The 21,685-nt window shown below is 72.6% G+C and carries 14 protein-coding genes and 2 pseudogenes; 12 read left to right on the top strand and 4 right to left on the bottom strand.

Going from position 1 to position 21,685, the window contains the following annotated elements; translation table 11 throughout:
- Nucleotides 1–730, top strand: a pseudogene (locus ACYU8I_RS17945) (hypothetical protein); the annotation flags it as partial.
- Here the strand turns inward: ACYU8I_RS17945 and ACYU8I_RS17940 are convergent.
- The gene (locus tag ACYU8I_RS17940; protein WP_460843513.1) at nt 681–1,919 is read right to left on the bottom strand and encodes a hypothetical protein; all 1,239 of its coding nucleotides are present in this window, start codon (nt 1,917–1,919) and stop codon (nt 681–683) included. The pseudogene ACYU8I_RS17945 and the gene ACYU8I_RS17940 sit on opposite strands and share 50 nt — an antisense overlap.
- A gap of 82 nt (nt 1,920–2,001) precedes the next feature.
- Here ACYU8I_RS17940 and ACYU8I_RS17935 point away from each other — a divergent pair, with 82 nt between their 5' ends.
- The 5 genes from ACYU8I_RS17935 to ACYU8I_RS17915 all read left to right on the top strand — a co-directional run bounded on the left by ACYU8I_RS17935 (nt 2,002) and on the right by ACYU8I_RS17915 (nt 8,829).
- Nucleotides 2,002–3,441, top strand: a complete 1,440-nt coding sequence (locus tag ACYU8I_RS17935; protein WP_460843511.1) for a WS/DGAT/MGAT family O-acyltransferase — start codon at nt 2,002–2,004, stop codon at nt 3,439–3,441.
- Nucleotides 3,441–3,797, top strand: coding sequence for a DUF6912 family protein (locus ACYU8I_RS17930; protein WP_460843509.1), 357 nt, complete (start codon nt 3,441–3,443; stop codon nt 3,795–3,797). The genes ACYU8I_RS17935 and ACYU8I_RS17930 overlap by 1 nt, the downstream gene beginning before the upstream one ends.
- Nucleotides 3,798–3,864: 67 nt before the next feature.
- Entirely contained in the window at nt 3,865–6,660 is a 2,796-nt protein-coding gene (locus ACYU8I_RS17925) for a M4 family metallopeptidase (RefSeq protein ID WP_460843507.1), read from the top strand.
- Nucleotides 6,661–6,682: 22 nt separating this feature from the next.
- Nucleotides 6,683–8,314: an L-glutamate gamma-semialdehyde dehydrogenase gene (gene pruA / locus ACYU8I_RS17920; protein WP_460843505.1), complete on the top strand. Its 1,632-nt coding sequence runs from the start codon at nt 6,683–6,685 to the stop codon at nt 8,312–8,314.
- Nucleotides 8,311–8,829 carry a DinB family protein gene (locus tag ACYU8I_RS17915; protein WP_460843504.1) on the top strand — a complete coding sequence of 173 codons (519 nt, stop codon included), beginning with the start codon at nt 8,311–8,313 and terminating at the stop codon, nt 8,827–8,829. The genes pruA and ACYU8I_RS17915 overlap by 4 nt, the downstream gene beginning before the upstream one ends.
- A gap of 13 nt (nt 8,830–8,842) precedes the next feature.
- Here ACYU8I_RS17915 and ACYU8I_RS17910 read toward each other — a convergent pair whose 3' ends face one another.
- A complete protein-coding gene (locus ACYU8I_RS17910; RefSeq protein WP_460843501.1) occupies nt 8,843–9,325 on the bottom strand; it encodes a DUF2505 domain-containing protein in 483 nt (160 codons plus the stop codon).
- A 74-nt stretch (nt 9,326–9,399) separates the two neighbouring features.
- Between ACYU8I_RS17910 and ACYU8I_RS17905 the strand changes: the two genes are divergently transcribed.
- The 3 genes from ACYU8I_RS17905 to ACYU8I_RS17895 are packed head-to-tail and all read left to right on the top strand — an operon-like array spanning nt 9,400 to nt 15,679.
- Nucleotides 9,400–10,221, top strand: coding sequence for a tryptophan 2,3-dioxygenase (locus ACYU8I_RS17905; protein ID WP_460843500.1), 822 nt, complete (start codon nt 9,400–9,402; stop codon nt 10,219–10,221).
- A gap of 38 nt (nt 10,222–10,259) precedes the next feature.
- Complete coding sequence (locus tag ACYU8I_RS17900; RefSeq protein ID WP_460843498.1) at nt 10,260–15,098, top strand: NAD-glutamate dehydrogenase; 4,839 nt, start codon at nt 10,260–10,262, stop codon at nt 15,096–15,098.
- Nucleotides 15,098–15,679: a J domain-containing protein gene (locus ACYU8I_RS17895; protein ID WP_460843495.1), complete on the top strand. Its 582-nt coding sequence runs from the start codon at nt 15,098–15,100 to the stop codon at nt 15,677–15,679. The genes ACYU8I_RS17900 and ACYU8I_RS17895 overlap by 1 nt, the downstream gene beginning before the upstream one ends.
- A gap of 3 nt (nt 15,680–15,682) precedes the next feature.
- On the opposite strand, the gene ACYU8I_RS17890 is transcribed toward ACYU8I_RS17895, so the two are convergent.
- The gene (locus tag ACYU8I_RS17890) at nt 15,683–16,501 is read right to left on the bottom strand and encodes an HNH endonuclease (RefSeq protein ID WP_460843492.1); all 819 of its coding nucleotides are present in this window, start codon (nt 16,499–16,501) and stop codon (nt 15,683–15,685) included.
- A 131-nt stretch (nt 16,502–16,632) separates the two neighbouring features.
- Nucleotides 16,633–16,941, bottom strand: a complete 309-nt coding sequence (locus ACYU8I_RS17885) for a helix-turn-helix domain-containing protein (RefSeq protein ID WP_460843490.1) — start codon at nt 16,939–16,941, stop codon at nt 16,633–16,635.
- A gap of 85 nt (nt 16,942–17,026) precedes the next feature.
- Here ACYU8I_RS17885 and ACYU8I_RS17880 point away from each other — a divergent pair, with 85 nt between their 5' ends.
- The 3 genes and pseudogenes from ACYU8I_RS17880 to ACYU8I_RS17870 form a co-directional block, all read left to right on the top strand.
- Nucleotides 17,027–18,022, top strand: a complete 996-nt coding sequence (locus ACYU8I_RS17880) for a DEAD/DEAH box helicase family protein (RefSeq protein WP_460843488.1) — start codon at nt 17,027–17,029, stop codon at nt 18,020–18,022.
- The gene (locus ACYU8I_RS17875; RefSeq protein WP_460843486.1) at nt 17,910–20,141 is read left to right on the top strand and encodes a restriction endonuclease; all 2,232 of its coding nucleotides are present in this window, start codon (nt 17,910–17,912) and stop codon (nt 20,139–20,141) included. The genes ACYU8I_RS17880 and ACYU8I_RS17875 overlap by 113 nt, the downstream gene beginning before the upstream one ends.
- A 400-nt stretch (nt 20,142–20,541) precedes the next feature.
- Nucleotides 20,542–21,525, top strand: a pseudogene (locus ACYU8I_RS17870) (site-specific DNA-methyltransferase); the annotation flags it as partial.
- Between the last annotated feature and the right edge of the window lie 160 nt (nt 21,526–21,685).

Genomic DNA, 21,685 nt, shown 5'->3' with positions numbered 1-21,685 from the left:
GGTCCTCGTCGACGCCGACCCGCACGGCGGCGCGGTCGCCCAGCACCTCGGCGTGCTCGACGAGACCAGCGGGCTGCTCGCGGCGGCACGGGCCGCCAACGCGGGCACGCTCGACGCCGCGGTGCTGGCCCGCGCGCGGCGGCGCGTGGGTGGTGACCTCGAGGTGCTGACCGGGCTGCCGCGTCCCGACCGGTGGGTCGAGGTGCGCCCGGGGGCGCTCGACTCGGTGCTCGACCTGGCCGTGGCCGTGGGCGACGTGGTCGTCGACACCGGCTTCAGCCTCGAGGACGACGGCGACGTCGGGCGCAGCCTGGCCCGCAACCAGATGACCCTCGACGCCGTGGCCCGGGCCGACCACGTCGTCGCCGTCGGCAGCGCCGAGCCGACCGGGCTGGCCCGGCTGGCCCGCACCCTGGTCGACCTGCGCGAGCTCGCGCCCCCGGCGGTGACCGTCGTGGTCAACCGGATGCGCGACAGCCTCGGCTGGGGGCGCGCCGACATCACCGGCATGGTCGAGGGCTACCTGCGTCCCGCCCGGGTGCTCTTCGTGCCCGAGGACCGCCCGGTCGTCGACCGCGCCCTGGTCGCGGGTCGCGCCGTCGTCGAGCAGAACGACTCGCCGCTGCGGCGTGCCCTGGTCGAGGTGCACGACGCGGTGTGGCCCGAGCCGCCCGGCGGCGTCAGCGCAGCGCCAGCAGGCCGAGGCCGGTGGCGGTCCAGGCGGTCGTGAGCAGCGGCACGGCCCAGGCGCGCCGTGGCGCCGGCCCCCGGTCCCGGTCGCTCAGCAGGGCCACCACGAGGCCGGCCAGCACGAGCGCGACCTGCAGGGTCGCCAGCAGCTCGGGCCGGTAGCCGAGCGCGTAGGCGAAGCCGCCCGCGGCCGGGTCGATCCAGCCGTCGCCACGCACCAGGGGGTCGCCCATCGCGACGACGGTGGTGCGGCCCTGCTCGAGCAGGTAGGTCACGTGCGAGGCCAGCAGCAGTGCGACCGCGACCGGCAGCAACGACCAGGCGCGGTCGCCCGCGAGGAGCACGAGCAGCAGCCAGGCGACCAGGCACAGCCCGCCGAGCGAGAGGGCCCGCCCGAGCGGCGAGGAGAACACCGCGGCGGCGACGAGCTCGTCGTGCGCGGCCCACCCGAGCAGCACGGCGACGACCCCGCGCGCGCCCGGTCGCACGGGCGCGGCGGCCAGGTGGCGCCAGGGCGCGACGAGCAGCAGCCGCCCCGAGCTGTCGCGGGCCCAGGGGGAGAGCAGGGCGATGCTGCTCGAGGCCACCTCGAAGGGGTCTGCCCGCGCCAGCCAGGTGCTGCCGTACGCCGCTGCGCCCACCAGCGCCGCGGCGGCGTACACGGCCAGCCAGACGTGCAGCGCGCCGAGGTACGTCGCCCTGGCGCTGACGTCGACGTGCCAGGCCAGGGCGAGCAGCCCGAGGACCGCGGGTCGACAGCCCCACGACCCGGGGTAGTCGGCCAGGCCGCGGTCCGGGTCGGAGCGCAGGACCGCGGTGAGCAGCCGGTCGACGGTCCGGGCCGGGCTCACGGCTCGGACCACCGGTCCGGCCAGCAGCGACAGCGGCACCAGGCCCACCACGACGAGGACGTGGAAGGTGCCCAGGGCGGGGTTCGCGGTGACGTCGGGACCCCACAGCAGGGGGACGAGAAAGGCGCCGAGCGCCAGCAGCCCCACGACGCGCCAGCCCAGGGTCCAGGCTTTGCTGTCGACCAGGCGCGCGAGCCACCGGGGCGCCGCCCGGCCCGGGGTCGGCGTCACGGCACGGGCAGGCCGGCCGGTCGTGAGCGCGGCGGCCAGCACGACGGCCAGCAGGACGGCGGCGACGACCACGACCACGGGGACCGGGGGGTCCACGGCGCTGCCGAACAGGTGCAGCGCGACGTCGCCGGACGCCGTGGGGGACATGGGTTCCTCCGTCCGGGGGCGTGGGCCGCTCTGCCACAATCCCATGACGCACCAGGGTCGGTGCCGGAGAGGTGGGTGGCGGATGTCGGAACGGCTGCGGCGACGCGACCTGGCCCTGCTCGCCGAGGAGACCGAGCAGACCCCGATGCACAACGCGACGCTGGAGATCTTCGACCCCGGCGACAGCGGCTTCGACTACGACGCGCTGCTGGCCCACATCGACGACCGGATCGCGTTCGTGCCGCGCTACCGACAGCGGCTGCGCGGGGTCCCCGGGCGCCTCGGCAACCCGGTGTGGACCGACGACGAGTCCTTCGACCTCGCCTACCACGTACGCCGCTCGGCAGTGCCGCGCCCGGGCACCCTCGACCAGGTGCGCGAGCTCACGGCGCGCATCATGTCGCGCCCGCTCGACCACAGCCGCCCGCTCTGGGAGGTCTACTTCGTCGAGGGCCTCGAGGGCGGGCGGGTGGCGCTGCTGTCGAAGTCCCACCAGGTGCTGGTCGACGGCATCGCCACCGTCGACCTCGGCCAGGTGCTGCTCGACGTCGACGCGGCGCCGCGCGGCATCGTCCACCAGGACTGGGTCCCGCCCCACGAGCCGACGCAGACGGGGCTGCTGCTCGGTGCGCTCACCGAGTCGGTGCGCGACCCCCGGGTCGCCGCGGCCACGGTGCGCAGCAACGCCGAGGCCGTCGGCCGGGCGCTCAGCAGCACCCTGGCCACCGCCACGTCGCTGGCCGGTGGCCTGACCGGTCGGCGCCCGGCGCCCGAGTCGCCCTTCAACGTCGACCACTCCGCCCAGCGACGCGTGGTGTGCGTGCGCACCTCGCTGAAGGACTACCGCAAGGTCCGGCGCGTGCACGGCGGAACCGTCAACGACGTCATCCTGGCCACCCTCGCCGGGGCGATCCGGTCGTGGCTGATGACCCGTGCGGAGCCGGTGGGGGCGAGCCGCAGGCTGCGCGCGCTGGTGCCGATGAGCGTCATCGACGAGGAGCTCGAGCCGACGTCGCTCGGCTCGCAGGTCGTCGGCCACCTCGTCGACCTCCCGATCGGCGAGGGGTCGCCTGTCGTGCGGCTGCACCAGGTCTCCTACGCGCTGCGCGCCCACAGCGAGACCGGGCGCGCGGTCGCCGCCGACCGCATCGCCGGCGTCGCGGGATTCGCCCCGACCACCTTCCACGCCCTGGGCTCGCGGGTCGCGCACGCCGAGTCGCGCAAGGACGTCAACCTCGTCGTCACCAACGTGCCGGGCCCGCAGTTCCCGATGTTCCTGGCCGGCGCCGAGATGGTCGAGACCTACCCCGTGCCGCCGCTGCTCCCCGGGTTCTCCATGGCCGTGGGCGTCACGTCGTACGACGGCGGCGTCTTCTACGGCATCACCGCCGACCGCGACGCGTTGCCCGACATCGAGGTGCTGGGCCAGTGCGTCCGCGAGGCGCTCGACGAGCTCGTCGACAGCGCCAGCGACGCCCGGCCGCGGGCCCCCCGCGGGCGTCGTACCCCCGGGACCGCCTGATGGCCCGGCTCTACCTGCCGATGACGACGGCCCTGCTGCGCCGCCTGCACGACGACGGCACCGTGCCGGCCGAGGTCGACCGACTGGCGACCGACCCGGCCGACGACGGCGACGAGGAGGCCGAGTACGCCGTGCTCCAGGACGCCGCCGACGCGTCCGCGGCGCTGCTCGACGGCCCGGGGCGGCGGGTCGTCGTCGTGGCCGAGGCACCCGCGGGGGAGTGGCCCGTCGCGCTGCGCCGGGTCGTCGCGGTGCACGCCGACGACGCCGACGTCAACCCCGCGGCGTACGACGACCCGCCCGAGCTGGGCTGGTGGGCGACCCAGGAGATTGCGGACCTGCTCGGGCGCGAGTGATCCGAAATTCGTCACCCAAGGGGCGAAACGACCACTTACCATGGTCGCGGACACTCGGAGGGTCGCGATGGGAGCACGACGGGGGCCGCGCGGGTCGCACCGCGCCACCGCCCTGGCCGCTGCGTGCCTGCTCCTGGTCGGGCCTGTCCCCGCGGCCGTCGCCGCGCCCGACGACCCGGCCCCGGTCGGCCCCCTGGCCGCCCTCGAGGACGAGGCCGACGGCGCACTCGCCGTCACCCGTGACTCGGCCGGTCGGGTCGTGGCGGTCGCCTCGACCGACGGCGAGGCCGTGGTCGCGACCACGGCGGCCACCCCGGCCGCGGCCGCCCAGGAGGTGCTCGCCGAGCACGGCGACCTGGTCGGCGTCGACGGGACCGCCTCCCGGGCTGCGGTCTCCCAGGTGCTCGACTCCGGCACCGGCGGCAGCGTGGTGCGCTCCCAGCAGGTCGTCGACGGCCTGCGCGTGGTCGGCGGCGCCGTCGTCGCCGTGCTCGACGCCGACCGTGACCTGGTCTCGCTCAGTGCCGACACCTCCCGCTCCACCGACGTCGCGACACGGGTCCCGACCGCCCAGGTCGCGGCGGAGGTCGCCCGACGGGCCGTCGCCGGGACCCACCGGCTCGACACCGGCGCCCTGGCCACGGCCGACCTCGGCCCGTGGCTCTACGACCCGGCCGTGGTCGGGGTCGCCGACTCCGCCGGGGCGCGGGGCGTGCGCTGGGTCGAGGTCCGGGGTGCCGGGGGCGACGCCCGCGTGCAGGAGGCCGTGCTGGTCGGCGCCGACGGCGCGGTCGCGCTGCGCTGGTCGCTGGCACGGGGCGCGACGCGGGTCTGCGACCGCGGTGGTGTCCTCGACGACGCCGTGGTGGAGTGCACCGAGCCCGTGCGCCAGCCCGACGACCCGACCACCGGGGCCGCCGACGTCGACGCGGCCCACGAGCACCTGGCCGAGACCGTCGCGACGTACGGCGCGCTCGGCATCGACCTGCCGGCCCTGCTCGGCGGTGCCCCGACGGCGACCGTCGGCTGGTGCGCGGCGGCCGGCTGCAGGTCCGACGCCTTCTGGGACCAGCAGCTGCGGCAGGCCTTCTTCGGCCCCGGCACGCCGCTGGCCGACGACGTCGTCGCGCACGAGCTGACCCACGGCTGGGTGCAGGCCACCGCAGGGCTGCTCTACCTCCAGCAGAGCGGAGCCATCGACGAGGCCGTGGCCGACGTCATGGGCGAGCTCGTCGACCAGCGCCACGGCACCGACGACGACGACGCCTGGCTCCTGGGCGAGGACGCCCCCGGCTTCACCCCCCGCTCGTTGGCGGACCCGTCGAGCGGTGGGCGCCCCGACAGGATGACGAGCGAGCTGTGGGTCGACGAGGACGGCGCGCAGGGTGTCGACCGCGGTGGCGTGCACACCAACCTCGGGGTGGGCGTCCGCACGGCGTACCTGGTCTCGCAGGGCGGCGAGGTCGAGGGCCGTGTGCTCCCCGGCATCGACGGCGACGACCCGAGCCTGACGAAGTCGGCGACCCTCTGGGCGGCGACGGTGCCCCAGCTGACGCCCGGCGCCGACTACGCCGACCTCGGCCGCGTGCTCCAGCAGACCTGCGTCCGGCTCGCGGCCGACGGCACGGCCGACCTGACCGCCGACGACTGCGTGGGCGTGCGCGAGGCCGTGGCCGCGACCGAGCTCGACCAGAGCCCGGTGGTCGGCTGGCAGCCGGTGACCGCGCCGGTCTCCTGCCCGGTCGGCACCACCACGACCACGCTGCGGCGCGACGACGACGGTGTCGCGGAGATGGGCTTCGACGACTGGCCCGGTGGTGCCGCGGTCGTCCGCGACAACGCCGTCAGCGGCCGGGAGTCGCGGGGGCTGCTGGAGCCGCTGCCCGGCAGCGCGCCGGTCGAGCTGCGCTCGGGTGCGTTCGACGTGCCCGGCAGCGCCGGCGGCACCTTCGTCCACTTCCACCACGCGTCGTCGTTCCTGCTCGACGACGAGGGCGTCCCCGTCACCGGCGGCCGGCTGCTGGTCGAGCGCCGGCTGCCGTCGGGCGAGTGGACCGGCGCCGGCGAGCTGCCGTGGCGCAACGCGCCGACCGACCGCCTTCCCGGCGGCACCGGACCCGTCTTCACGGGCGACAGCCGCGGTTGGGGCGCCAGCCAGGTCGACCTGACCCCGCTCGCGGGGCAGGCGGTCAGGCTGCGCTTCCAGGTCGTCGACTCGCGCCCGGCCGACGCCGAGCCGCAGCCCCCGACGACGTACGGCTGGTGGCTCGACGACGTCCGGGTCTACTCCTGCGTCACGCCGATCAGCAAGCCCCCGGTCCTGGCAGAGCCCCGCACCAGCGGCGCGACCGTGCGACTGACGTGGGAACCGCCGGCCTCGCAGGCCCGCGAGGTCGCCGGCTACCGCGTCACGCGCAGCGACTCGTCGGTCGTCACCGACCTCCCGGCGGCCGCCCGCAGCGCCGTCGTCGGTGGCCTGACCGGCCGCCAGGACGTGGAGGTGCGGGTCGCGGCGCTCGGCGTCGACGGCAGCACCGGTCCAGCGGCGGTCCGGCGGGTCGAGGCCACCTCGACCTCGCTGACCGCGCCGACCCGGGTGCGGCGCGACGCTGCCTTCACCCTCTCCGGCCGGGTCGTCGAGCTCGGCACCTCGACCGGCGTGCCGCGGGCCACGGCCACGCTGCAGCGGCTGCCGTCGGGCTCACGCACCTGGACGACGGTCGCGAGCGCCACGGCCAGCACGACCGGTGCGCTCAGGTGGACGGTGCGGCAGCGCGGCACGGTCAGCTACCGGGTCGTCGTCACGGCCGCCGGCCGCTTCCAGGGCAGCACCAGCCCCACCCGCGTGGTGCGCCTGCGCTGAGGAGCGTGGCACGATCGCGGGCATGGACGCCGTCTCGACCCCGCCCCCGGCCGTCAACGAGCCGAACCTCCACTACGCCCCCGGCAGCGCGGAGCGCGCCGACGTCGAGGCCGCCCTGGCGCACCTCGCGGCGGCGCCCCGCGACCTTCCCGCGGTCATCGGCGGCGAGCACCGGATGGGCGGTGGCGCGGCGGTCGAGGTCGTGCAGCCCCACGCCCACGCCCAGGTGCTCGGCACCCTGAAGCAGTCGACGAAGAAGGACGCCACCGACGCCGTGGCCGCGGCGGCCGACGCGGCCCCCGAGTGGCGCGCGATGTCGTTCGACGACCGCGCGTCGGTGCTGCTCAAGGCGGCCGACCTGCTCGCCGGCCCCTGGCGGGCCACCCTCAACGCGGCGACCATGCTGGGCCAGTCGAAGTCGGTCTGGCAGGCCGAGATCGACGCGGCGTGCGAGCTCATCGACTTCTGGCGCTTCAACGTCCACTACGCCCGGCAGATCCTCGCCGAGCAGCCGCCGGCCAACAGCCGCGGCGTCTGGAACCGCACCGACCACCGCCCGCTCGAGGGCTTCGTCTACGCGGTCACGCCCTTCAACTTCACCGCCATCGCCGGCAACCTGCCGACCGCCCCGGCCCTGATGGGCAACACCGTGGTCTGGAAGCCCTCGCCGACCCAGCAGCTCGCCGCGTCGCTGACGATGGAGCTGCTCGAGGAGGCCGGCCTGCCGCCGGGCGTCATCAACATGCTCCCGGGCGACGGCCTCGCGGTCTCCGAGGTGACCCTCGCCCACCCCGACCTCGCCGGCATCCACTTCACCGGCTCCACGCCGACCTTCCAGCACCTGTGGCGCACCGTGGGGGAGAACCTCACAGGCTACCGCTCCTACCCCCGCGTCGTGGGAGAGACCGGCGGCAAGGACTTCATCGTCGCCCACCCCTCCGCCGACCCCGACGTGCTGCGGGTCGCCATGCTGCGCGGCGCCTTCGAGTACCAGGGCCAGAAGTGCTCGGCCTGCTCGCGCGCCTACGTGCCCCGCTCGGTCTGGGCGCAGGTCAAGGACCAGTTCGTCGCCGACACCGACAACCTGACGATGGGCCCGACCTCCGACCTGACCAACTTCATGGGCGCCGTCATCGACGACCGGGCGTTCGCCAAGCACAAGGCGGCGATCGACCGGGCGCACGCCTCCGACGTCGCCGAGGTCGTCGCGGGCGGCACGTACGACGACAGCACGGGCTGGTTCGTGCGGCCCACCATCATCGAGGTCTCCGACCCCGACGACGCGATGTTCACCGACGAGTACTTCGGGCCCATCCTCGCGGTGCACGTCTACGACGACGCCGACTACGAGCGCGTGGTCGAGCAGATGGAGTCGGTGGCGTCGTACGCCCTGACCGGCGCGGTGATCGCCCAGGACCGTCGCGCGGTGGCGTGGACCTCGGAGCGGCTGCGCTTCGCGGCGGGCAACTTCTACGTCAACGACAAGCCGACCGGGGCGGTCGTCGGCCAGCAGCCCTTCGGCGGCGCCCGCGCCTCGGGCACCAACGACAAGGCCGGCGCCCCGCAGAACCTGCAGCGCTGGACCTCGCCGCGCTCGATCAAGGAGACCTTCGACCCGCCGAAGGACCACCGCTACCCCCACCTGGGGTCGTGACGGAGCGGGTCGACCCGCCGGCCAGCGGGTCCGAGACCGAGGTCCTCCTCGGGTTCCTGGAGTGGCACCGCGAGACCCTGGTGGGCCAGTGCGCGGGCCTCGACGCCGACCAGCTCGGGGCCCGGCTCGCGCCGTCGGCGATGACGCTGGGCGGGATGCTCACCCACCTGGCGTTCGTCGAGGACTACTGGTTCGGCTACCTCGTGTCCGGCGACGAACCGGTCGAGCCCTGGCGCAGCGCCGACTGGGACGCCGACCCCGACGCCGACTGGCACCTCGACGCGACGCCCGCCGAGGCGCGCGGCCTGCTGGCGGAGGCGTTCGCGCGCTCGCGTCGGGTCACCGCCGAGCTGCTGGCTCGCCCGGGAGGCATCGAGACGCTCTCGGCCCGGGAGCGTGGTGGCGAGCTGGTGTCGCTGCGCTACGTGCTGGTGCACCTGCTCGAGGAGTACTCGCGCCACAACGGCCACGCCGACCTGCTGCGCGAGTCGATCGACGGGACTGTGGGGGAGTAGGGCAGCAGCGGGGTCAGCCGCCGAGGCGCTCCCGGCCGACCTTGCCCTCGGTGCGCAGCGCCTTGAGCAGCATGTCGGCGATGAGGCCCTCGATCTTGCCGCCGACCAGCGGGATCCCGACCTTGATGGTGAGGTTGATGGTCTCGGTGACGCCCTGGGGGTCCTCGGTGAGGTGCACGGTGCCGGTCATCTCGCCGGGCTTGCCGGGGATGACGACCTCGATGTCGCCCTTGGCCGGCGACATCCAGTCCTCGCGCTGCACGATGTTGATCTCGTCGCCGACGATCCTGGTCGCGAACGAGGGCAGCCCCTTGGCGGTGTGCACCTGGTCGATGGTGGTCTTGAGCCGGTCGCCCTGGCGCTCGGTGCTCACGTCGTGGCGCACGACGCCCTGGCGGTCGCACACCTCGCGGCGGAACGCCTCGTCGCTGAGCATGTCGTAGACCTGCTCGATCGTGGCGCCGTCGTAGCGGAGCTCCTCGGTGACCTTCTTCATCGACTCTCCTGGTGCTCTCGGGGTGGGCGTGCGCTGGGCATCATGCCGCATCGTCGACGGTCTAGGTTGCGGGCATGGAGGAGAACTTCGTCTCGTTCGGCGAGGAGGCCGCCGGCGCCCGCCAGCTCACCTACGGCAGCTACCTGCGCCTGCCCGACCTGCTCGCCGCGCAGCACCTGGAGTCCCACCCGCCGGCCCACGACGAGCTGCTCTTCATCACCATCCACCAGGTCTACGAGCTGTGGTTCCAGCAGCTGCTCCACGAGGCGCAGACCGTGCGCGACGCCCTCGTCGCGACCCGGGCCGACAGCGGTGGCCGCGACCTGTGGTTCTGCCGCCACCTGCTGGGCCGGATGCACGTGATCGAGCGGGTCCTGGTGCAGCAGGTCGACGTGCTGGAGACCATGACGCCGCAGGACTTCGCCGTCTTCCGGCAGCGCCTGGCCCCGGCCAGCGGCTTCCAGTCGGTGCAGTTCCGCGAGCTGGAGTTCCTCTCCGGCGCCAAGGACCCCGGCTACGTCGACCGGTTCCGCGGGCTGACCGCCGACGAGCAGGCGCGGCTCGCCGCCCGGCTGGCCGAGCCGACGCTGTGGGACGGCTTCGTGCACGTCGTCGCCGAGGCCGGGCTCGCGACGGGCTCGGAGGCCGAGCTGACCGCCTCGCTGCGCCACGTCGCCCACCACCGCTCCGACTACGCCGACCTGTGGGCGCTGGCGGAGGCGCTGCTGCAGCACGACGAGCTCGCCGCCGCCTGGCGGGCGCGGCACGTGGTGATGGTGGAGCGCATGATCGGGGCCAAGACCGGCACCGGCGGCTCCAGCGGGGCGACGTACCTGCGCAGCCGGCTCGACCTGAAGTACTACCCGCTGCTGTGGGAGCTGCGCTCGGCCCTGTGAGTCGCGGCACACCTGGGCGCGGGTCTAGCCTGCGAGACGTGACGACGCTTGACGAGAGCAAGTCCGCATGCCTCACCGCGCTGACGCAGTACGCCGGCCACAAGTCGGTCCCCGTGTCGGCCGACGTCGACCTGCCCGGGCTGCTGCGCACCTTCTACCGGCACGTGGCACCCGAGGACCTGGAGGACCGCGAGCCGCGCGACCTCTTCGGCGCCGCCGCCTCGATGCTGCGGCTGGCTGCCGAGCGGCCCCAGGGCACGGCGCGGGTGCACGTGCACACGCCGCTGGTCTCGACCCACGGCTGGTCGGCGGGCGGGCACACGGTCGTCGAGGTCGTCACCGACGACATGCCGTTCCTCGTCGACTCCGTGACCATGGCGCTCGCGGACGCCGACCACGACGTGCACCAGGTGGTGCACCCGCAGGTGACGGTCAGCCGTGACGTGGAGGGCGCACTGCGGTCGGTGCGCGAGGGCGAGGCCGGCACGGGCGACGCCGACGACGGCCACGAGGTCGCCCGGGAGTCCTGGATGCACCTCGAGGTCGACCGGGTGCACGACGACGAGCTCGACGCCATCGCCGAGCGGCTGACCAAGGTCCTCGGCGACGTCCGCGACGCCGTGGAGGACTGGTCGCGGATGCGCGCCACCGCCTCCGACCTGGTGCAGCAGCTGCGCGAGGACCCGCCGGCGCTGCCGCCCGACGAGGTCGAGCAGGGGGCGTCGTTGCTGGAGTGGCTCGTCGACGACCACTTCACCTTCCTCGGCTACCGCGAGTACGGCCTCGACACCGTCGATGGCCACGACGTGCTGCGGGCCCGGCCCGGTACCGGCTACGGCATCCTGCGTGCCGACCCCGGCGAGCCCCGGCCGCTCCCGGACGCCGTGGCCGAGCACGCCCGCGACCCGCAGCTGCTCGTCCTGGCCAAGGCCAACTCGCGCGCGACCGTGCACCGGCCGGTCTTCCTCGACTACGTGGGCGTCAAGCAGGTCGACGAGTCAGGGGCGGTGGTGGGGGAGCGGCGCTTCCTCGGGTTGTTCTCCTCCGCGGCCTATACCGAGTCGGTCAAGCGGATCCCACTGCTGCGCGAGAAGGCCGCCGCGGTCATCGCCGCGAGCGGCTTCGAGCCCGACAGCCACGCCGGCAAGGCCCTGATGGACGTGCTCGAGACCTACCCTCGCGACGAGCTGTTCTCGATGCCGGTCGCCGAGCTGGTCCCCATCGCCTCGCAGGTGATGCACGCCCGCGAGCGCCGCACCCTCAAGCTCTTCGTCCGCCGCGACACCTTCGGGCGCTACCTGTCGGTGCTCGTCTACCTGCCGCGCGACCGCTACAACACCGGGGTGCGCGAGCGCATCGCGGCGATCCTCAAGGACCGGCTCGGCGGCGACAGTGTCGAGTACACCGCCCACGTCGGGGAGTCCTTCTCCGCGCGGCTGCACTTCGTGGTGCGGCCCCGGCCCGGCGAGCTGGTCGGCCGGCCCGACGTGGCCGATCTCGAGCGCCGCTGCGCCGAGGCCGCGCGGTCGTGGCGCGACGACTTCGCGGCGGCGACCCAGGCGGCGTACGGCGAGGCCCAGGGCAGCCGCTTCGCGCGGACGTACGCCGAGAGCTTCCCCGAGGCCTACAAGGAGGACTACCCGCCGGCCACGGCCGCGGTCGACCTCGGCCGGCTGGAGGAGATCACCGAGGAGGGCGGCGCCGGCATGACGCTGTCGCTCTACTCCGACGTCTCGGCGCCGCCGGGAGAGGCACGGCTCAAGGTCTACCGCGTCGGTACGCCGCTCTCGCTGTCCGACGTGCTGCCGGTGCTCTCGACGACCGGTGTGGAGGTCGTCGACGAGCGGCCCTACCAGCTGGAGAACCTGGCGCGGCCGACGTACATCTACGACTTCGGGCTGCGCTACGCCCACCCGCTGCCGGACAGCACCCGCGAGCTGTTCCAGGACACCGTCGCCGCGGTGTGGCAGGGACGCAACGAGAGCGACGGCTTCAACGCCCTGGTGCTGGCCGCCGGGCTGACCTGGCGCCAGGCGATGGTGCTGCGTGCGTACGCCAAGTACATGCGGCAGGGCGGCACGCCGTTCGCGCAGGACTACATCGAGGACGCGCTGCGGCTCAACGTCGACCTGACCCGGTTGCTGGTGCAGCTGTTCGAGGCCCGCTTCGACCCCGGCACTCGTCACGCGATCCCGGCCGACGGCGAGGCCCGGCAGGCGACCTGCGGCGACCTCGAGCAGCGCATCGAGCGCGCGCTCGACGACGTCACCAGCCTCGACCACGACCGGATCCTGCGGTCCTACCTGGCCAGCATCAAGGCGACGCTGCGCACCAGCTACTTCGTGGTCGACGCCGACGGGCGGCCGCTCGACCGGCTCTCCTTGAAGCTCGACCCGCGCGCCATCCCCGAGCTGCCGGCGCCGCGGCCGAAGTTCGAGATCTTCGTCTACTCCCCACGGGTCGAGGGCGTGCACCTGCGCTTCGGGTCCGTCGCCCGCGGCGGCCTGCGCTGGTCCGACCGGCGCGACGACTTCCGCACCGAGGTGCTGGGCCTGGTCAAGGCGCAGATGGTCAAGAACACCGTCATCGTGCCGGTCGGCGCGAAGGGCGGGTTCTTCGCCAAGCAGCTGCCCGACCCCGGCGACCGCAAGGCGTGGATGGACGAGGGGATCGCGGCCTACACGAGCTTCATCTCCGGCCTCCTCGACGTCACCGACAACCTCAGCCTCACCGACGACGGCCGCACGGTGGTGCCGCCCGAGCGGGTGGTGCGCCACGACGGCGACGACCCCTACCTGGTCGTGGCCGCCGACAAGGGCACGGCCACCTTCAGCGACATCGCCAACGGCATCTCGCAGCAGTACGGCTTCTGGCTCGGCGACGCCTTCGCCTCCGGCGGCTCGGTCGGCTACGACCACAAGGCCATGGGCATCACCGCCAAGGGCGCGTGGGTCTCGGTGCGCCGCCACTTCCGCGAGATGGGCGTCGACTGCCAGACCGAGCCCTTCACCGCCGTCGGCATCGGCGACATGTCGGGCGACGTCTTCGGCAACGGCCTGCTCTGCTCGCGCACCACCCGGCTCGTGGCCGCCTTCGACCACCGCGACATCTTCCTCGACCCCGACCCGGACGCCGAGGCGTCGTACGACGAGCGGGCGCGGCTGTTCGCGCTGCCGCGCTCGTCGTGGCAGGACTACGACACCTCGCTGATCTCGGAGGGCGGCGGAGTGCACTCCCGCTCGGCCAAGTCGATCCCCATCACCCCGCAGGTGCGTGCCGCGCTCGGTCTCGACGACGGCGTCCACCGCCTGACGCCGGCCGAGCTGATGCGCGCGATCCTGCAGGCGCCGGTCGACCTGCTCTGGAACGGCGGCATCGGCACCTACGTCAAGGCCGCGGGCGAGAGCCACGCCGACGCGGGCGACAAGGCCAACGACGCGATCCGCGTCGACGGCCGCGACCTGCGCACGCGGTGCGTGGGCGAGGGGGGCAACCTCGGGCTGACCCAGCTCGGGCGCATCGAGTACGGCCGCGACGGTGCGGGCGGTGACGGCGGTCGCATCAACACCGACTTCATCGACAACTCGGCCGGCGTCGACACCTCCGACCGCGAGGTCAACATCAAGATCCTGCTCGACCGGGTCGTCGCCGACGGCGACCTGACCGGCAAGCAGCGCAACCAGCTGCTCGCCTCGATGACCGACCAGGTCGCCGAGCTGGTCCTGGCCGACAACTACGACCAGAACCTCGCGCTCGCCAACGCCGAGGCGATCGCGCCCGCCCTGCTGCACGTGCACGAGGACTGGATCCGCACCCTCGAGCGACGCGGGGTGCTCGACCGCGAGCTCGAGGGCCTGCCGAGCCGGCGCACCATCGCGCGTCGCAAGGACCGCGACCAGGGGCTGAGCGCCCCCGAGCTGTCGGTGCTGCTGTCGTGGACCAAGATCGTGCTGGCCGACGAGCTGCTCGAGGGCGACCTGGCCGACGACCCGTTCGTGCGCTCCGAGCTGATCTCCTACTTCCCGGCGGCGATGCGCCAGGGCTACCGGACCCAGATGGAGGGTCACCAGCTGCGACGGGAGATCGTCGTGACGCAGCTGGTCAACCAGCTCGTCAACAACGCCGGCATCACCTACGTGCACCGCCTCGCCACCGAGACCGGCGCCTCGGCCGTCGACCTGACCCGCGCCAACGTGCTCGCCCGCGAGATCTTCGGCGCCGAGCGGCTGCAGCGCGAGATCGCCTCGTTCGACAACCAGATCCCCGCCGACCTGCAGACCCGCATGCGCCTCGAGGTCCGCACGCTCGTCGAGCGTGCCTCCCGCTGGCTGCTCGGCGGCCGTCGGCTCGAGGGCGGTCTCGAGGCTTTCGTCGACACCTACGAGGTCGTGGTCGAGAAGGTCGTGGCCGAGCTGCCGCGCCTGATGACCGGCATCGAGCACGAGGCGTACGCCGCTCGCCTCGACCACCTGGTCGGGGCCGGGGTGCCTGAGTCGCTGGCCTCGCGGATCGCGTGCTGCCCGCCCGCCTACATGGTGCTCGGGATCGTCGAGACCGCCACCCGGCTCGACCGCGAGCCGATGGAGGTCGCCGAGGCGCACTTCGCCGTGGGCGAGCGCTTCGAGCTGCCCCGTCTGGTCGACGCGATCCTCGCCCTGCCCCGCACCGACCGCTGGCAGAGCATGGCCCGTGCCGCGCTGCGCGACGACCTGCACGTGGTGCACGCCCAGCTCACCGCCGCCGAGCTCGAGGGCGAGGCTCCCGGCGAGCGCGAGACCGAGCAGGCCGTCGCCACGCTCCGCGACGTGCTCGACGAGGACGTCGTCGACCTCGCCCGGCTCTCGGTCGCGCTGCGGGTGGTGCGGGCGCTGCTGTAGTGCCGTCCTTCTACGAGGTGCTCGGCGTCGCGCCGACCGCGTCGGCCGAGCAGCTGCGGCGCGCCCACCGCGAGGCGGCGCGTCGTACCCACCCTGACGCGGGGGGCCGGCCCGCCGACTTCCTCGCCGTGCAGCGGGCGTGGGAGGTGCTCGGCGACCCGGCGCGCCGGGTGGAGTACGACCGCTGGCTGCTCCGGGCGTCGCCCTCCGAACCCGTGGTCGCCGACGAGCCGTGGCGCCGACCGACCGTCGGCTTCTTCTCCACCCGCTCGACCGTGCTCGGCCCCGTCGTGCTGACCGGCACGATGCTCGTGCTGGTACTCTGGACCGTCGAGCCGGTCGCTGCCGCCGTTGCTCTTGTCGCCGTTCTCGTCGCCGTGGTGCGACTGCTGCGGGGTCGCAGCGTGGCGGTCTGGCTGGTGGTCTCCCTCGTCGGCGTCGTCGGGCTCGCCGCCCTGGCCGTGCTGTCCGCCCTCGGCGACACCTCGCCCACGCTGCCCGGCCTCGCCGCCATGGGCCTCGCCGTCCACAGCGCCGCCGTCGCGGCTGCGTCGTACGTCAGGGGGCGGCGGCGGCAGTAGAAGTCAAGCAGCTCGGAAGCGCTCACGCATGTGCCATGCAAGGGCGTCGGGGTCTGGGGCGAGCCGATCATCCTGGGGCGGTCGTATCTGCTGCCTTCGCCGCTCCCGTTCGTAGAGTTCGACGCCGTTGCCGAAATCGCGTCCCAGGCTCGGACTGACTCGCAGGCGGAGGTCGGTGTCGACTCCGATGTAACCCCGGTCGTAGAGGCGGTGCAGGTCCGAGCGAAGGGCCATGCCGTTGGTCTCGTGGTGGAGCCCGCCGTCGGCGTAGGCACGGATGTGCGCGGCCTCGAGGGCGGGGACGGTGCGACTGCCCGTGATCGCGCAGCGCTGGTCATAGGCGTCGAGCACCGCGAGCCGGAAGGAGCCCTGGCCGAGTCGGTGCCGGGTCAGGACCGGCTTGCCGTAACGCTCGGCGTCGAGGTCGATGCCCCGAAGGTCGGCGTCCCAGGCGTAGTCGACCCGGGCGTAGCCCTGGAGCGCGTCGAAGGCGTGCCCCACGTAGCCGAAGTCCGGGTCTGCGGAGTCGTAGGTCTTGCCCTGCACGATCGAGGCGCCCCAGGATTGCGGCTGCGGCAGGTCAAGGCCCGGGGGCGCGAAGAAGGGATTGCGCAGGACGAGGCAGCCGATGGTGGGGTCGGGATGGGCCGGCGCCTGCGTCCTCGCCCGGTAGCGCTGGATCGCGGTCTCGAGCTCCTGCTCGGTCCCGACGCCGTTGCCCTCCCCGAAGGTGGCCCAGGCCTCGCTGACGCGGAGCTCCCAGAACCGGACGTAGAACCCGCCGCCCACGATGCGGTTCTCCGGGCTCTTCGTCTTGAACAAGAACGGCTCGTCGGCCGACGCCCGCCCCATGAAGCTGCGCCCCGACGGGACCCAGAAGTTGACCTCGGTCAGGTGCGGCCGCTCGCGCAGGTACGCCGCCCACGTGGCATCGGTGACTCCCAGGGTGATCCTCACGACGTCCGGCCGTGGTCGCCGACCGCGCGGTCGTCATCGATCAGGTAGGCCGGGTCGACGTCAAGCGCGGTCGCCAGCCGCCAGATGACATCCAGAGTCGGGTTGGGAGGCTTCGCCCTGCCCGTCGTCTGATCGACGGCGCTCCCGCGGCCCTTCAGCAGCTTCTGCACGTAGTCGCGGCTCAGTCCGGTGCGCTCGATGAGCTGCAGCTCGGTCAGGTCGAGCTCTCCACGACGGTGCTGCACCTTTGAGCTGAACCGGCGCGCCTTCTCGGCGAACTCAGGTTGATGCTCGACGGCCGGCACGCGACTCAGCCTGGGAGCCGTCCAGTCGCCTTTGGGCCTGATATAACAGGCCAACCTGATGTGTCAGGCCGACTCGGGGGGTGCCATGGCAGACGCGTCGTCGACGCTCGCCAACCCCGTCCTCAACGGCCCGTACGACCCGCCGTCCCGTCACTTCGAGCTCGGGGTGCACGGTCCGACGGGTCGCATCGTCGACGGGCGCCGGCCGAGCGAGTCCTTCATCCCCATCGCGCCCGTCCGCAAGGGCAAGCGCGGCAGGGACGACTCGGTGCAGGAGTCGCTTGTCCTGACGCACGAGCGGACCAGCGCCAACCCCCTGGTCAACGAGCTGCGTCGCGAGGTCGAGATCTGGCGGGCGCGGCGCTACGACGGCGTCACGGCGATCACCCGCAAGCTGCTGCTGCACTGGGCCGACCCAGCTCGCGAGAACCGCGTGCTCTTCGCCCAGCGGGAGGCCGTCGAGACGGCGATCTACCTCGCCGAGGTCGCCGGCAGCCGGACCTTCCGCGCTCGGCGTGACTTCCGGGTGGCGCTCGCGGAGCACAACGAGGCGCACAACAGCGGACTACCGCGGGTCGGGCTCAAGATGGCGACCGGCTCCGGCAAGACCGTCGTGATGGCGATGCTGATCGCCTGGCAGGCGCTCAACCACGTCGCCGGCAAGCGCGGCTTCAGTCGACGCTTCCTCGTGGTGGCCCCGGGCATCACGATCCGTGACCGCCTCCGGGTGCTGCAGCCGGGAGATGCCGGCAACTACTACGACGAGCGCGACCTGGTGCCGCCGGAGCTGCGGCCCCAGCTCGGCAAGGCGCAGGTCCTGGTCGTCAACTACCACCAGTTCCTGCCGCGCGACAGCAAGGAGATCAAGGGCGTCGCCTCGGCGACCCGCAAGATCTTGCTGAACGGCAGGGCAGACCCGTTCCGCGAGTCCGAGGACGCCGTCGTGTCGCGTCCTGCGCGGCTGGGGCGTGGGGTCGCGGCAGCGGCAGAGCGACATCGTCGTGCTCAACGACGAGGCGCACCACTGCTACCAGGACAAGCCGGTCCAGGTCGATGCCGGTCCCGGCGCGGAGGATCCTGACGCTGAGGACAAGGCCCGCAACGTTGACGCACGGGTGTGGTTCAAGGGTTTGCGGGCGGTCGCGGCCAAGGTCGGAGTCCGGGCGGTCTACGACCTCTCGGCCACGCCCTTCTACCTCAAGGGCTCGGGGTTCCACGAAGGCTTCTTGTTCCCCTGGGTCGTCAGCGACTTCGGCCTGATGGACGCGATCGAGTGCGGCATCGTCAAGGTCCCGCGCACCCCGGTCGACGACGATGCCGCGCACGAGGGCGTTACCTACCTCGACCTCTGGGACCGCATCGGCAAGCAGCTGCCGCGGGCCAACCGCAAGGGCGTCGATGCGTCGACCTGGGTCCCGCCCGACGAGCTGGTCGGAGCGCTGCGCAGCCTCTACGCGTCGTACGAGCAGAGCTTCGACCACTGGCGCAGCGAGCTCGAGCCCCTCGGCCATCCGCCGCCGGTGTTCATCGTGGTCTGCCCCAACACGGCGGTCTCGAAGCTGGTGCACGGCTGGATCGCCGGTCACGAGGTGGCCACCGACGATCAGACGCGATGGGCGCCCGGGAATCTCGCGCTCTTCGGCAACGTGCGTGACGGCGCGCTCCGGAGCCGGCCGCGGACGATCCTGGTCGACTCTGCCCAGCTGGAGTCCGGCGAGGCGATGAAGAAGGAGTTCAAGGACGCCGCGGCCGCTGAGATCGCCGCCTTCAAGGCCGAGATCCGCCAACGCGATCCCGGCGCCGACGTCGACGCGCTGACCGACGAGGACCTGCTGCGTGAGGTCATGAACACCGTCGGCAAGCGGGGACGGCTCGGCGAGCACGTCCGTTGCGTCGTGTCGGTCGCGATGCTCACCGAGGGCTGGGACGCCAACACCGTCAGCCACATCCTCGGCATCCGAGCCTTCCGCAGCCAGCTGCTGTGCGAGCAGGTGGTAGGACGGGGACTGCGGCGCCGCTCCTACGACGTCAACGACGACGGACGGTTCGAGGCGGAGTACGCCTCCGTCTACGGCGTTCCGTTCGCCTTCATCCCGACCGACAAGCCGATCGGCCCCGCCCCGCCACCGCGCCCGTCCACGCTCGTCAGGTCGGTCGAGGGTCGCGAGGCAGCCCGCATCACCTTCCCGCGCCTGCTCGGCTACCGCCTCGAGGCGCCAGAGCGCGGCCAGCTCTACCTCCCGAGTGACCCGCTCCCACGCTTTGTTATCGGACCGGACGTGATCCCGGGGTGGACGCTCGCGGCACCGGTCGTCGGCGAGGCCGAGCGCATCGCCGACGCGCCCGCGTCCGAGCGACCCCAGACCGTCGCATACCACCTGGCCAAGCGACTGGTGCAGACCCACTACCGCACCTTCCCGCAGGGCGACGGCGCCGGCGACGAGCGGCCGTGGCTCTTCCCGGAGCTGGTCAGGCTGTGCCGTGACTGGGTCGAGCGCGCGGTCGAGGTGCAGGGCGACTTCTCCCTCGGTCACTTGACCGCCTACGTCAGCTGGCAGGCGCGAGCCGCCGACGAGGTCCACGGGCTCATCCACCGGCAAGGCATCACCCAGCCCAAGCTGCGACCCGTCCTCGATCCCTTTGCCGCCACGGGTTCGACCGAGCGGGTGTCCTTCGTGACCCGCAAGGTCGCGCTCCTGGCGGACCAGGACCGCTGCGAGGTCAGCCACGTGGTCCTCGACGGGCCGACCGGCAACACCTGGGAGCAGCTGCTCATGGCGTACGCCGAGCAGCACCGCGACGTGGCGGCGTACGCGAAGAACGACCGGCTCGGCTTCGAGATCCCCTACGTCCAGCAGGGCAAGGCGCACGCCTACGTGCCTGACTTCCTGCTGCGGCTCAAGCAGCGCGACGGCGACGTGGTGCGGTCGTTGGTCGTCGAGGTGTCGGGTGGTCAGAAGCGACTCGTCGCCCCCGGGCTGACCGACCGCAAGGCCGACGTCGCCCGCGACCTGTGGTGCGTCGCGGTCAACAACCACGGCGCCTTCGGGCGGTGGGGCTACCTCGAGGTCACCGACATGACCACGGTCAAGGCCGACCTCGACGCCGCCATCCAGGACTTGTACGCCGACGGTCCGGTCGTCGGTGACATGGACCTCTCGGACTGGCGTGCCCGGGAGGTGACTCGTGCCGCCTCGTAAGCGCCCGGTCGGCCCCACCCCGGTGGAGTCCATCACCCACGCCGACCGTCGGGCCAACCTCCCAACCGCGGACGCTCAGGACTTCGTCACCCCGGAGATCGAGGAGCGGCGTCAGCTCTTGGTGGACCGTGACACCGCGCTCGACCCGCAGCTCGTATGGCGCGGCAAGTACGGCGACGAGTCGGACTCCGCAGTCGAGGGTGCCGAGGTGCTCGCGGCTGACGCCCCACCCATCTACATCCAGGAGAAGATCGACCCCCGGGTGCTCGTGGAGAACCTCCGCCGTACTGCGAGCCGTCCCGAGGAGGAGCCGGAGCTCGCGCTCTTCGAGACGTTCGACGACCTCGACGACCTCGATAGCGTCGACTTCTACCGTCACGCGTCGAAGTGGACCAACCGCATGGTCCTGGGCGACTCGTTGCAGGTGATGGCCTCGCTCGCCGAGCGCGAGGAGCTGCGCGGCAAGGTCCAGATGATCTACATCGACCCGCCCTACGGCATCAAGTTCGGCTCGAACTGGCAGGCCAGCGCCCGCAAGCGCGACGTCAAGGACGGCAAGGTCGAGGACGCCGCCCGTGAGGCCGAGCAGATCAAGGCCTTCCGCGACACCTGGGAGCTGGGCATCCACTCCTACCTGTCCTACCTGCGCGACCGGTTGCTCATCGCCCGCGAGCTTCTGACCGAGAGCGGCTCCTGCTTCGTACAGATCGGCGACGAGAACGTCCACCTCGTGCGGTCGTTGCTGGACGAGGTGTTCGGGAGCGAGAACTTCGTGAGTCTCGTGTCCTTTGCGACCACCTCCGGCGCGGGGAGCTTCGCGGGTGGCACAAACGTGCTCCCGGCGGTCAACAGCTACATCATCTGGTTCGCGAGGAATATGCAGGCGGTCAAGTACCGACAGATCTACCGGACTCGCTTGATGGACGGCGTAGGTGCGGGCAAGTACACGACGGCAGAGCTGCCGGACGGGACCCGGTTGCCAGCGACGCGAGTCAGGCGAGGGGATGCCTCTCGACTGCTCCGCTTTGACAACCTGACCTCCCAAACCACCCGCACGGGGCAGACAACTGTTTTCCCCGTGACCGTCGAGGGCACCACCGTCAATCCAGCATCTGGTGGGTGGAAGACGAATGCGTCCGGCATGGAGCGTCTGGTGATGGCCCATCGAGTTGCGCTTACCGGTAGATCGCTTTCGTACGTCCGATACTTCGACGATTTCCCTGCTTTTCCTCTCACCAATAGCTGGACGGACATCGGCGGGATCCAAAGCCGTGCCGACCCGAAGATCTATGTAGTGCAAACTGCCGTGACTGCTGCAGAGCGCTGCATGCTCATGTGCACCGACCCGGGCGACCTCGTCCTCGACCCCACCTGCGGCAGCGGCACCACCGCCGCCGTCGCTGAGCAGTGGGGCCGGCGGTGGATCACCATCGACACCTCCCGCGTCGCGCTAGCTGTAGTTCCTCGTGACGTTGTGAACGCGGTCGGCTGGGGTGAGGCCTCCGATGCCAGTGTGGGGTCGGTGGTGATTGTAGAAGTGGACC

Source organism: Nocardioides marmoraquaticus, from assembly GCF_054777915.1.
This window is presented reverse-complemented; position numbering and strand designations above follow the sequence as displayed.